Annotated in this window: 12 protein-coding genes; 10 read left to right on the plus strand and 2 right to left on the minus strand. The window is 60.5% G+C overall.

Going from position 1 to position 12,421, the window contains the following annotated elements:
- Positions 1-10 precede the first annotated feature (10 nt).
- From PMI22_RS28430 to PMI22_RS28415, 4 genes are all read left to right on the plus strand, one after another.
- Positions 11-1,165: a uroporphyrinogen-III C-methyltransferase gene (locus PMI22_RS28430; RefSeq protein WP_007942389.1), complete on the plus strand. Its 1,155-nt coding sequence runs from the start codon at positions 11-13 to the stop codon at positions 1,163-1,165.
- Positions 1,162-2,400 carry a heme biosynthesis protein HemY gene (locus PMI22_RS28425; protein WP_007942390.1) on the plus strand — a complete coding sequence of 413 codons (1,239 nt, stop codon included), beginning with the start codon at positions 1,162-1,164 and terminating at the stop codon, positions 2,398-2,400. The genes PMI22_RS28430 and PMI22_RS28425 overlap by 4 nt, the downstream gene beginning before the upstream one ends.
- Before the next feature lie 415 nt (positions 2,401-2,815).
- Positions 2,816-3,367, plus strand: a complete 552-nt coding sequence (locus tag PMI22_RS28420) for a disulfide bond formation protein B (RefSeq protein WP_007942393.1) — start codon at positions 2,816-2,818, stop codon at positions 3,365-3,367.
- 177 nt (positions 3,368-3,544) lie between these two features.
- Positions 3,545-4,003: an Rsd/AlgQ family anti-sigma factor gene (locus tag PMI22_RS28415; RefSeq protein ID WP_033048628.1), complete on the plus strand. Its 459-nt coding sequence runs from the start codon at positions 3,545-3,547 to the stop codon at positions 4,001-4,003.
- A gap of 58 nt (positions 4,004-4,061) precedes the next feature.
- Here PMI22_RS28415 and PMI22_RS28410 read toward each other — a convergent pair whose 3' ends face one another.
- Positions 4,062-4,727 (minus strand): FKBP-type peptidyl-prolyl cis-trans isomerase, encoded by a 666-nt coding sequence (locus tag PMI22_RS28410; RefSeq protein ID WP_007942395.1) that lies wholly within the window; start codon positions 4,725-4,727, stop codon positions 4,062-4,064.
- Positions 4,728-4,919: 192 nt separating this feature from the next.
- Between PMI22_RS28410 and PMI22_RS28405 the strand changes: the two genes are divergently transcribed.
- Positions 4,920-6,008 (plus strand): AlgP family protein, encoded by a 1,089-nt coding sequence (locus tag PMI22_RS28405; protein ID WP_007942396.1) that lies wholly within the window; start codon positions 4,920-4,922, stop codon positions 6,006-6,008.
- On the opposite strand, the gene PMI22_RS28400 is transcribed toward PMI22_RS28405, so the two are convergent.
- On the minus strand, positions 6,005-6,469 hold the full coding sequence (locus tag PMI22_RS28400; RefSeq protein ID WP_007942397.1) for a TIGR02444 family protein: 465 nt from the start codon (positions 6,467-6,469) through the stop codon (positions 6,005-6,007). The genes PMI22_RS28405 and PMI22_RS28400 overlap by 4 nt on opposite strands.
- Positions 6,470-6,519: 50 nt before the next feature.
- Here PMI22_RS28400 and PMI22_RS28395 point away from each other — a divergent pair, with 50 nt between their 5' ends.
- The 5 genes from PMI22_RS28395 to PMI22_RS28375 all read left to right on the plus strand — a co-directional run bounded on the left by PMI22_RS28395 (position 6,520) and on the right by PMI22_RS28375 (position 12,395).
- Positions 6,520-8,430, plus strand: a complete 1,911-nt coding sequence (locus PMI22_RS28395; protein ID WP_007942398.1) for an ATP-binding cassette domain-containing protein — start codon at positions 6,520-6,522, stop codon at positions 8,428-8,430.
- A complete protein-coding gene (locus PMI22_RS28390) occupies positions 8,430-9,011 on the plus strand; it encodes a mechanosensitive ion channel family protein (protein ID WP_007942399.1) in 582 nt (193 codons plus the stop codon). Before PMI22_RS28395 ends, PMI22_RS28390 begins: the two co-directional genes overlap by 1 nt.
- 139 nt (positions 9,012-9,150) lie before the next feature.
- On the plus strand, positions 9,151-9,783 hold the full coding sequence (locus PMI22_RS28385) for a LysE family transporter (RefSeq protein ID WP_007942400.1): 633 nt from the start codon (positions 9,151-9,153) through the stop codon (positions 9,781-9,783).
- A 150-nt stretch (positions 9,784-9,933) separates the two neighbouring features.
- Complete coding sequence (locus PMI22_RS28380; protein ID WP_007942401.1) at positions 9,934-11,832, plus strand: FTR1 family protein; 1,899 nt, start codon at positions 9,934-9,936, stop codon at positions 11,830-11,832.
- A 107-nt stretch (positions 11,833-11,939) separates the two neighbouring features.
- The gene (locus PMI22_RS28375; RefSeq protein ID WP_027926433.1) at positions 11,940-12,395 is read left to right on the plus strand and encodes a YaiI/YqxD family protein; all 456 of its coding nucleotides are present in this window, start codon (positions 11,940-11,942) and stop codon (positions 12,393-12,395) included.
- Positions 12,396-12,421 lie beyond the last annotated feature (26 nt).

Genomic DNA, 12,421 nt, shown 5'->3' on the forward strand with positions numbered 1-12,421 from the left:
GGATGGATACGTGAGCGAAACTGCCTTGCCTAAAGATGACGTCCAGCCAGTGCTCGATGCACGGGTTGAAACTCCGGATGAAACTGCGCCGCCTGCCGCCGTGCAGCGCCGAGGCAATGGGCTGGCAATCGTTGCGCTGTTGCTCGGCGCTGCCGGTATTGCAGTGGGTGGCTGGGGCGTCTGGCAGGTGCGTCACCTGCAGGCCAATAACCAGCAGCAACTGGCTCAGGTGCAGGCGTTGAACGATCAGGCGCAAAGCCTCAAGCTCAATGAACAGCGCATTAGCGCCCGCTTGGAGCAGCTGCCTGCCGTCGATGAACTCGAAGCGCGCGCCCGTCTGGTGGCACAGTTGCAGGGCGATCAACAGCGCCTGAACCAGCGTCTGGAAACCATCCTCGGCGCCAGCCGCAAGGATTGGCGTCTGGCCGAGGCCGAGCACTTGCTGCGTCTGGCCAGCCTGCGTTTGTCTGCATTGCAGGACATCAGCAGCGCCCAGGCGCTGGTGCAGGGTGCCGACGACATTCTTCGTGAGCAGAACGATCCAGGGTCCTTCGCCGCTCGCGAGCAAGTGGCCAAAACCCTGGTGGCGTTGCGCAGCACCGAGCAGCCGGATCGCACCGGGTTGTTCCTGCGGCTGGGCGCTCTGCGTGATCAGGTGATCGACCTCACCGAGCTGGCGCCCGAGTACAAGGATCGGGGGGATTCGCTGCTGGGCCTGACCGCCGATGGCGACGGAGCCAGTCGTTGGGCGCAGTGGTGGGATCAGATCTCCCACTACATCCGCATTGACTTCAACGCCGACAAAAATGTCAGGCCACTATTGGCCGGGCAGAGCCTGAGCCAGGTGCGTCTGGCCCTGAGCCTGGCGCTGGAACAGGCGCAATGGGCCGCGCTCAACGGCCAGGCAGCGGTTTACACTCAGGCGCTGGCGGAGGCGCGAGATGTTCTGACCGGTAATTTCAACCCGGACAACCCACAAAGCAAAGTGATGCTCGAGCAAGTGAGTGAATTGAGCAAACAGCGGGTCACCGTCGTGACGCCGGATTTGACCGCCACGTTAAGCGCGGTCCAGGGTTATCTGGAGCGGCGTAATGTAAACGCCGAAGACTCGATCAAACCAATGGATAAACCGGCCGCAGGTAACGCTCAGGAGGCAACGCCATGAAACGCCTCTATGTGATCGTGTTCCTGGTAATTGCCGCTGCTGCCGCGCTGGGATTGGCGATTGCCGAGCATGCCGGTTACGTGCTGGTTGCTTACAAGAGCTTTCGTTACGAGTCGAGCCTGTGGGCGACCCTGGCGTTGTTCGCGGTATTGTGGCTGGTGTTCTGGGGCATCAAGGTGTTAGTTGAGCTGGTGATGACCTCCAGCGGCGTGGTCAATCCCTGGTCGCGCCGTAATCGCAGCCGACGGGTGCAAGTGGCGATCGAGCACGGTCAGCTGGATTTGGCGGAAGGTCGCTGGGCCAGTGCGCAGCGTCATCTGCAGCGGGCTGCCGAAGCCGAGCGCCAGCCATTGCTCTATTACCTGGGCGCTGCTCGTGCCGCAAACGAACAAGGTCATTACGAAGAAAGCGACAACTTGCTGGAACGTGCCCTCGAACGCCAGCCGCAGGCCGAATTGGCGATTGCCTTGAACCACGCACAATTGCAGGCCGACCGTGGCGACACCGACAGCGCCTTGGCAACGCTTCAGGTCATGCATGAGCGTCACCCCCATAACGCCCAGATGTTGCGCCAGTTGCAGCGCCTGCTTCAGCAGCGGGGTGACTGGTCGGCAGTGATCCGCCTGTTGCCCGAGCTGCGCAAGGATAAAGTCTTGCCGCCTGCCGAACTGGCCGAACTGGAGCGCCGTGCGTGGGGTGAAAACCTGTCTCTGGCGGCGCATCAGGAAGAGGACGGCAAGGTCGGTTTGCAATCGCTCAATCGCGCCTGGCAGCAGCTCACCTCGGCTCAGCGTCAGGAGCCTCAACTGGTGCTGGCCTATGCCGAGCAGCTGCGGCAACTTGGCGCGCAGGTCGAGGCAGAGGAGGTGTTGCGCACGGCCCTCAAGCGCAATTACGACAGTCATCTGGCGCGCCTGTATGGGCTGGTTCGCGGGAGCGATCCGGCTCGGCAGCTACAGAATGCCGAGGGCTGGCTCAAAGGTCATCCGGGCGACCCAAGCCTGTTGTTGACACTGGGCCGCTTGTGTCTGCAAAACAGTTTGTGGGGCAAGGCGCGAGATTATCTGGAAAGCAGCCTGCGGGTGCAGCGCAATCCGGAAGCCTGTGCCGAATTGGCGCGATTGCTGGCGCAACTGGGTGACACGGAGCGCAGTAATCAGCTGTTTCAGGAAGGCCTGGGCATGCTCGATGAGCGCCTGCTGGCGGCACCGCTTCCGGCGCTGGCTCACGCCTGAAGCTGGTTTGTAGCAGCTGGCACAGCCTGCGTCCGGCTGCTTGCGAACGCAGCCTCGCGTTGCTCGACAGCTGCTACAAGTCCCCTCAACTATCTCTGACTCACCACCCTCCCCGTAGCAGCTGACGAGCAACGCGAGGCTGCGTCTGGGATTTGCCTGACAAAACGCGATTGCCCGGTGAGGTTCAAGACGGTATCTACAAGGGCGGAGAGGCGTTCTCTGGCGCTCGAAATTCGTCGCGTGTTTAGCTTTGTAGTCCCTGGTCGGCTTCGTCCTACAGAGGACTACATCAAATCCTCTCGATGCTGTCGGGAAATCCCTACGCTTCTGGTGAAGTGTCCGTGCCGGCCTGCCTTGAAAGGCTGGCGCGCTTTCCTCTACCGTAACCACCTGTCTCTACTGGTACGGAAAAGCCATGTCTTTGGCCTGCTCACGCTCCTTGTTTTTCATGATTTTCATTACCGGCTCCCTGGCCTTGGGTGTTTCCTTTTACCTGGAATATGCGGTCGGTCTCAGGCCCTGCGGCTTGTGCCTTTTGCAGCGGTTTTGCCTGGCGTTGCTAACGGGTATCAGCCTGACCGCCTCCGTGCAGGGACCCGGGCGTTTTGGATCATTCCTGTATTGGTTGCTCGGATTTTTCTGCAGCCTCGCGGGCACGATTACGGCGTGGCGGCAGATTTTGTTGCAGAGTGATCCTTTGCATCAGCTTTTGACGTGCCCGCCCAACCTGGACGCGGCGTACGAGAACATGCCCTGGTTATGCCAAGTCACGCAGATGTTCCAAGGGGATGCCGATTGTGCCGAGATTGCCTGGACGTTGTTTGACCTGAGCGTACCGGAGTGGAGTCTTCTGTTCTTTGTTGCGATGACGATTTTGGGAATTTATCAGTTGTTGCACATCGTCTGGCTTGCGTGTGAGCGACCGCTCAGCGGCGAGTCGTCGCACCGGGTGCAATTGAGCGATTAAACACTTGTATGAACTTTATCTGCTGCGTACCTTGAAGCCACAGCCGCGCGGGCATAATCTGGCCCGCACGTGTCATTGGTATTATGTTGCTCGATGGCGCTCTGCCTGACCGGTACTTGACCTTCAAGTGTGCGACAGGTGTAGGGCAGCATGACCCACAAGGGAAGAGAGATCACCATGCTCGAAAGTTGTCAGAATGCTCAGGAACGTTGGGGTGGAGTACATCTGCTGATCGATCGTTGGTTGCAGGAACGTCACGAGCTGGTTCGATCCTATGATGCTCTCGGCGCCAAGCCAGAAGCTCTCGGCGAAAACCGCAAGCCGTTGCAGGAGTTCTGCGGCGTGCTGGTCGATTACGTGTCTGCCGGACACTTCGAGATCTACGAGCAGTTGACGGGGGAGGCCAAGGCTTTCAACGACAAGCGTGGTCTGGAACTGGCCGAGACCCTCTACCCGCGCATCGATGTCATCACCGAGAAGCTGCTGGCGTTCAATGACCTGTGTGATGCAGGCAAGTGCGTCGCGGAGAAATTCAAGGAATTGGGCGGCCTGTTGCACGAACGCTTCGAGCTGGAAGATTGCCTGATCGAAGTGTTGCACACGGCTCACAAGGAAGAAGATTCGGTTCAGGCCTGAATCTCTTCCTGCAACCTAAAAACGGTGCGCTATGCGCGCCGTTTTTTGTGTCCGCAATTCAGCTGGTGGCGCCGCGCAATTCGACTTCAAATACCAGCGGTGTGAACGGTGCGATCAGGTCGCCGGCACCTTCCGCGCCATAGGCCTGAGACGATGGAATCACCAGGCGCCATTTCGCACCGACCGGCATGTTTTGCAGCGCGCTGCGCCAGCCGCTGATCACGCTGTCGAGACTGAACCACTGCGGCTGACTGTTCTGATCGAACACTGTGCCATCCGGCAGACGCCCGACGTACAAAACCTGGACCTTGCCGTCAGGGCCAGCCTTGGCTCCGTTACCAGGTGTCAGCTCCGTCAGCAATACTCCATCCGCCAATTCGCGAACGCCCGGTTTGGCTTTTTCCCAGGTAAGAAAGCGCTGCTCTTTTTCGAGCGCGGCTTCGCTTTGCGGCAGCGCCGGTTGCTCGGCGATTTGCGCTTCATGCTCGGCCAGGATCTGGTCGATCTGCTCGTCTTTCAATGCCAGTGGCTTGCCTTGATACGCTTGCTGCAAGCCTTCCAGCAGTGCCTGGAGTTGCAGGTCGGGAACTTCCTGGCGCAAGCGTTCGCCGAGGCTCGCCCCCAGACTGTAGGCAAGGTCGTGAGCGTTATTTGCGGCAGTTTTTTCGTCGGCCTGAGCCACCGAAAAAAACACGCACAGCGATAAAAAAAGGTAGCGCGACATGGGCACTCTCCGGCCTGAGATGCGGTGGATTATGCCAGTGTGAATGCGCACAAAGGTGAACTGGTTTTGCGCAAGCGCAGAAGATTTTCTATCCGTTGCAACGCAGCGCATTCGATACTGTCAACATGCCCTAGCGGCGGTAGCAGCAGAGGTCTAGTATGAGCCGCACCCACGTCAGCCAGGAGGTAAACCATGTCGGCCACCAAGAAGCCTGTAAATACCCCATTGCACTTACTCCAACAACTGTCGGGCAGCCTGCTCGAGCATTTGGAAAACGCTTGTTCCCAAGCCTTGGCTGATGCTGAAAAACTGCTCGCCAAACTGGAAAAGCAGCGCGGAAAAGCGCAGGAAAAATTGCACAAGTCCCGTACCAAATTGCAGGACGCTGCGGCGGCCGGTAAGGCCAAGGCACAAGCCAAAGCCAAGGGCGCGGTGAGTGAGCTTGAGGAATTGCTCGATGCCCTCAAGGATCGTCAATCGGAAACCCGCGGCTACATTCTGCAACTCAAGCGCGATGCTCAAGAAAGCCTGAAACTGGCCCAGGGCGTCGGTCGTGTGCAAGAGGCTGTCAGCAAGGCATTGTCCCTGCGTGCGGCCAAACCTGCTGCGGCACCTGCCAATAAAGCCGCTGCCAAGCCCGCTGCTGCAAAAGCACCGGCTAAACCTGCTGCCAAGGCTGCGGTGAAACCTGCTGCTAAAACAGCTGCTGCGAAACCTGCCGCCAAGCCAGCCGCTGCGAGAACTGCTGCGGCCAAACCGGCTGCAAAATCGCCCGCTGCCAAACCCGCAGTAGCAAGAACCGCAGCAGCCAAACCCGCTGCAAAACCTGCCGCTAAAACAGCCGCTGCGAAACCTGCTGCCAAGCCGGCCGCTGCGAAAACCGCCGCTGCTAAACCGGCTGTAAAAGCTGCAGCCAAGCCAGCTGCTAAACCGGCTGTAAAACCTGCAGCCAAACCTGCCGCTAAACCGGCTGTCAGAACTGCTGCCGCGAAACCCGCAGCTGCCGCCAAGCCAGCCACTGCCGCCAAACCAGCCGCAGCGAAACCAGCCGCTAAGCCAGCTGCTGCAAAACCGGCTGCAAAACCGGCTGCAAAACCAGCAGCCAAGCCTGCTGCTGCAAAACCTGCCGTTGCCAAACCGGCCGCCGCGCCAGTTGCCAAGACAGCCAACCCGGCTCCGGTAGCGACGTCTGCTCTAGCAGCTGCCACTTCGACAGCCACGCCAGCGCCAACGCCGGCCGCCGCATCAATCGCAGCAACCACCCCGACCAGCGCTTCCTAAGTGCCGGTTACCGCGACGCGCAGCTGATGCAGCGCGTCGCGGTCCAGGTTGGCGGCGCCGGCCGCCACACCTTCCAGCCAGGCCGTTAGATCGGTCGCCTCACCCTGCGGCCAGTTTTGTGCCGATCGCTCCAGTCGCAACAGCAGATGCCGCTCGGCTTCCAGCTCCAGGGCCTTCACTTGTTCGCGCAACTTTTTCAGTTCTGCATCCTCAGTCGCGCAGTCTTTCCATTGCATACGCAATGCGCGCAGCGGTTGCACGACATCCGCATCCCAAGGTTGTGCCACGACGCGCAGCCGCTGTAATCGTTGTTCATTGCAGGTGACGCCACGTTGTCCCAGCCACGATCCACAGAGCAGCAAACACACATTGACGCCTGCCGACTGCAATTGCAGGCAAGCGCGTTCAACGCCAGGACGGGCGTAAGTCGTCAGGGAAAAGCTCCACAGGTCAGAGGACATAGTGCTACTCGCGCCAGTTGCGAGCGAAGCTGGTAGACTCCGCCGCCATTATGATTCGACTTCAGAACCTGACTTTACAGCGTGGCCCGCAACGTCTGCTAGAAGACGCCGAGCTGACCCTGCACGCCGGCCATAAAGCCGGCCTCATCGGTGCCAACGGCGCCGGCAAATCGAGCCTGTTCGCCTTGATCCGGGGCGAACTGCACCCGGACTCGGGTGACTGCTTCCTGCCGGCCGACTGGCGCATCGCCCACATGCGTCAGGAAATCGAGACGCTCGAACGCCTGGCGGTCGACTACGTGCTCGATGGCGACCTTCGCCTGCGTGAGGTGCAACGCGACCTCGCCGCAGCCGAAGCGGCGCATGACGGTGCCGCTCAGGCCCGCCTGCACTCGGAACTCGACAGTGCCGACGGTTACACCGCCGACGCGCGGGCCCGCAAGCTGCTGGCCGGCCTTGGATTCACCAACGAGCAGATGGATCGCCCGGTAGGAGACTTCTCTGGTGGCTGGCGGATGCGTCTGAACCTGGCGCAGGCATTGATGTGCCCCTCGGACCTGTTGCTGCTCGATGAACCCACCAACCACTTGGACCTCGACGCCATCATCTGGCTTGAAGAGTGGCTCAAAAGTTACCCCGGCACGTTGTTGCTGATTTCCCACGACCGGGACTTCCTCGATGCCGTGGTCGATCACGTGGCTCACGTCGATCAACGCAAGATCACGCTGTATCGCGGCGGCTATAGCGCTTTCGAACGCGCCCGCGCCGAACGTCTGGCCCAGCAACAGCAGGCGTACGAGAAGCAGCAGGCGCAACGTGCGCATATGGAAAGCTATATTGCCCGATTCAAGGCCCAGGCCACCAAGGCCCGTCAGGCCCAGAGCCGGATCAAGGCGCTGGAGCGGATGGAAGAGCTGTCTGCCGCCCACGTCGATTCGCCGTTCGATTTCGTTTTCCGTGAATCGCAGAAAATCTCCAGCCCGCTGATCGACCTGTCCGATGCCCGTTTGGGTTACGGCGACAAAGCCGTGCTGGAGAAGGTCAAGCTTCAACTGACCCCTGGTGCGCGCATTGGTTTGCTCGGCCCGAACGGCGCCGGTAAATCGACCCTGATCAAAAACCTCGCCGGTGAGCTTGAGCCATTGGCGGGTCGCCTGACCCGTGGTGAGAACACCGTCGTCGGTTACTTCGCCCAGCATCAACTGGACTCTCTCGATGCCAAGGCCAGCCCGTTGCTGCACTTGCAGCGTCTGGCCCCGACCGAGCGTGAGCAGACCCTGCGCGACTTCCTCGGTGGTTTTGACTTCCGTGGTGCGCGCATTGATGAGCCAGTGCTGAATTTCTCCGGTGGCGAAAAGGCCCGTCTGGCCCTGGCGTTGATCGCTTGGGATCGGCCGAACCTGCTGCTGCTCGACGAACCGACCAACCACCTGGACCTGGAAATGCGTCTGGCGCTGACCATGGCGCTTCAGGAGTTCAGTGGTGCAGTTCTGGTGGTTTCCCACGATCGTCATTTGCTCAAAAGCACCACGGACAATTTCTATCTGGTGGCGGACGGCAAGGTCGAGGAATTTGACGGTGACCTGGAAGACTACGCCCGTTGGCTGGTCGATTATCGTCAGCGCAACGCACCCGTCAGCAACACCCCGGTCAATCCGGACAAGACCGACAAGAAAGCCCAGCGCCAGGCCGCTGCTGCGCTGCGTCAGCAACTGGCGCCGCACAAACGTGAGGCTGACAAGCTGGAAGCCGAACTGGGCAAGCTGCACGAGAAGCTGGCGAAGATCGATGCCAGCCTTGGCGACAGTGATATCTACGAACCGGCGCGCAAGAACGACTTGCGCGATCTGCTGGCCGAACAGGCCAGGCTGAAGGTGCGCGAAGCCGAACTGGAAGAAGCCTGGATGGAAGCGCTGGAACAGCTGGAAAGCATGCAGGCGGAGCTGGAGGCGCTGTCTTGATGGAGGCGTTCAAGCTGCCGTTGCCGGCGGTGTGGATCGATCCCCTCTGGCTCGTCTTACAGATCCTGCTGATTCTGCTGGCCGGTTATTTAGCCCAGCGCTTTGTTGCCAAGGGCCTGAACCGGCTGGGCGAGCGTTATCCGTTTCCGCCGCAGTTGCTGATGCCGCTGCGAGGTGGACTGCGCTGGCTGATCATGGGCAGTGCGTTGATTTTCGTGCTGGAGCGCCTCGGGGTGTCGGCCACGGTGCTCTGGACCGCGCTGTCTGGCTTCGTCGCGGTGGCGGCGGTCGCGTTCTTCGCTATGTGGAGCGTGCTCTCCAACCTGCTGTGCGCGATCCTGATTTTCACAGTCGGCCCGTTTCGCCTCGGCGACGTGGTCGAGTTGGTGGACACCACCGACAAGCCCGGCGTCAAAGGTCGGGTGGTGGCGATCAATCTGCTTTACACCACGTTGATCGAAGCGGAAGAACTCGGCACCGGCAGTGCCATGGTTCAGGTGCCTAACAGCCTGTTCTTCCAGCGCTCGGTTCGCCGCTGGCGCGGGACGGATGTTTTCCCTTCCAACGGGTTTGGAAAGTAGGCCTTCTGCTGCCCGACGATGGCGGTCTAAGGCTGTAAACGCTGGTCGGCAGCCGCAACATCCGGCAAAAAATTGGTAGTCACCAACCCAAACCCGCATTAGCTTAGGCGTCTGTCACGAGTCTGAGTCGAGGTGTGCAATGGAGCTTCAAACATGGCTGGCGTTTTTTGCCGCCTGCTGGGTGATCAGTCTTTCTCCCGGTGCTGGCGCCATTGCGTCGATGTCCAGCGGTTTGCAGTACGGTTTCTGGCGCGGTTACTGGAATGCCCTGGGCCTGCAATTGGGCCTGGCGGTGCAAATCGCGATTGTCGGCGCCGGTGTGGGCGCGATCCTCACGGCTTCAGCCTCCGCCTTCTATGCGATCAAATGGTTTGGCGTGGCGTATCTGGTGTACCTGGCCATCAAGCAATGGCGCGCGTTGCCCAGCGACATGAGCGATGACGCGGCAGTGCGTCAGATTGGCAAACCGATGGCGTTGGTGTTCCGGGGTTTTCTGGTCAACATCAGCAACCCCAAGGCGCTGGTGTTCATGCTCGCGGTGTTGCCGCAGTTTATTGACCCGCATGCACCGTTGCTGGCCCAGTACCTGATCATCGGCGTGACCATGATCTGTGTCGACTTGATCGTCATGGCCGGTTACACCGGGCTGGCCTCAAAGGTGCTGCGCCTGTTGCGCACACCCGCGCAGCAAAAACGCATGAACCGCACCTTTGCCGGGCTGTTCATCGGCGCGGCGGCGTTCATGGCGACGTTGCGCAAAGCCGCCGTTTAAAAGCACCCAGGTATAAAAAAGGCGACCCTTGAGGTCGCCTTTTTCATGTCCGGACAAGCACAGATACCCCGGCGCGCGCGAACAAAGCTTGAGTGAAAGTCATTGGGAGGGAACAATGTGTTACTTCGTATTACCAATTGAGATTCATTCATGACTGCCCCGTCCCGTTTTCTGGCCTGGCTGGTACTTCCGTTGTTTGCCTTATGCAGTTCCAATCTGCTGGCCGACACCGTGGAAGGCGCGCCGCAAGCGCTGCATTTGCTCGATTACATCAGCGCGGATTACCCGCAAACCGTGCAAGCGGGCAAGGTGATCGATGAGTCCGAATACCGCGGGCAGCTGGAATCCATCAAAACCTTGCAAGGCCTGATCGGTGCGATGCCGGCCAAGCCGGAGAAAACCGGGCTGGAGCAGGGCGTCAGCTCGCTGGCCAGTGCTATCGCGGCCCGTCAGGACGGTGCGGACGTGGCTCGCCAGGCCCGGCAACTCGGTGCGAAGCTGGCCGTAACTTATGAAATCAGTCAGGCGCCGATCATTACCCCGGATCCGACTCGGGGTGCGCCGTTGTATGCCCAGCATTGTTCAGTGTGCCACGGTGATGCGGGGGCTGGTGACGGCCCGGCGGGGGTGGGTCTGACGCCGCCACCGTCCAATCTGCGTGATGCGACACGCCTGGATCATCTGAGCCTCTACGCGCTCTACAGCACCTTGGGCCAGGGTATCGAAGGCACCGACATGCCGGCCTTCGCTGATCAGCTTGACGATCGTCAGCGCTGGGACCTGGCGACCTACATCGCCAGTTTCAGCGCTGATCCAGCCGCTGCAAAATCCGCCACGACCTACAACATTGCCGACCTCGGGCGTCAGACACCGGCGGAAGTGCTGACTGCTGATGGCCCACAAGCCGCCGCCACGTTCCGTGCGCAGCGGGCGCAACCGCCGCAGGTCAAGCGTGGCCCGGCGCAATTGCTCGATTACACCGCCGCTACCCTGGACAAGAGCATCGCCGCCTACCGTGCCGGCGATCACGATCAGGCCTATGACCTGTCTGTCGCCGCGTATCTGGAAGGCTTCGAACTGGTCGAAAGCTCCCTCGACAATGTCGATGCCAACGTGCGCAAAGACACTGAAAAATCGTTGATGGCCTACCGTCAATCATTGCAGGACGGTTTGCCGGTGGCCCAGGTCCAGCAGCGTCTAGACACGGCCAAGGCCAAGTTGAAGGAATCCGCAGGCCTGTTGGGCAGCGATGGCCTGAGCTGGTCCCTGAGCTTCATCTCCGGTTTGCTGATTTTGCTGCGTGAAGGTCTGGAAGCCATTTTGGTGCTGGCGGCGATCCTGGCCTTCCTGCGCAACACCGGCCAACAGTCGGCTGTTCGCAGCGTCAACGTCGGTTGGGGCCTGGCGCTGGTGGCCGGTCTGGCGACCTGGGCGCTGGCGGCATACGTGATCGATGTCAGTGGCTCGCAGCGTGAGTTGCTGGAAGGCGCGACGGCGCTGTTTGCCTCCGTCATGGTGCTCTGGCTGGGGGTATGGATGCACGACCGTCGCCATGCGGCGGCGTGGCAGGATTACATCAAAAGCAGCCTGGTGGGCGGCGGCGGGCGTTTCGGCTTTGCGATCCTGGCGTTCTTCTCGGTGTACCGCGAGCTGTTCGAAGTGATTCTGTTCTACGAAACCCTGTGGTTGCAGGCCGGGCCTGCGGGGCACAACGCCGTGTTGGCCGGCGGCGCCACGGCGCTGGTGATGTTGGTGGGCCTGGCGTGGGTCATCCTGCGCGGTTCGGCGAAATTGCCGCTGTCGTTGTTCTTCAGCATCAACGCCGGTCTGCTGTGCGCGCTGTCGGTGGTGTTCGCCGGGCATGGTGTGAAAGCGTTGCAAGAAGCCGGGATCTTCGGCACCCGACCGGTGCCGTTCTTCGAATTTGACTGGCTGGGCATTCATGCCGATGCGTATTCGCTGAGTGCTCAGGCGGTGGCGATCATTGCGATTGTTGTGCTGTATGGCCGTAGTTGGCTGGCCGAGAAGCAGCGGGTGCAGGTTTCTTAAACAGCATTCGCTGCGCTCACAATCGCGAGCAGGCTCGCTCCCACAGGATGGCGTATAACCTGTGGGGGCGAGCCTGCTCACGATTTTTTTTGGAAGAGGAAAACATGATGCGAGTCTGGATCGACGCCGACGCCTGCCCTCGAGCGGCCAAGGATCTGGTGGTAAAGTTCGCCCTCAAGCGTCAGTACGAAGTGGTGCTGGTGGCGGGGCAGCCGCAGATCAAGCCGGGGCTGGCACTGGTGAAGTTGATCGTCGTGCCGAGCGGCCCGGACGCCGCCGATGATTATCTGGTGGAACACGCGGTGCCGGGTGAACTGGTGATTTGTAGCGACGTGCCGCTGGCGGACCGCCTGGTGAAGAAGGGCGTGGCTGCGCTGGACCCGCGAGGCAAGGAATTCGATGCGCAGAACATGGGCGACCGGCTCGCAGTGCGAAATCTGTTCACTGACCTGCGGGAACAGGGGCAGATGGGTGGTGGGCCGGCACCGTTTGGCGAACGAGAGAAGCAGGCGTTTGCCAATGCGCTGGACCGGATACTTACCCGGCTGACCCGCAAACCCTGAGCCTTGCGCTCCCACATTTTGAACCG

The organism is Pseudomonas sp. GM21, assembly GCF_000282215.1.
GTDB lineage: Bacteria > Pseudomonadota > Gammaproteobacteria > Pseudomonadales > Pseudomonadaceae > Aquipseudomonas.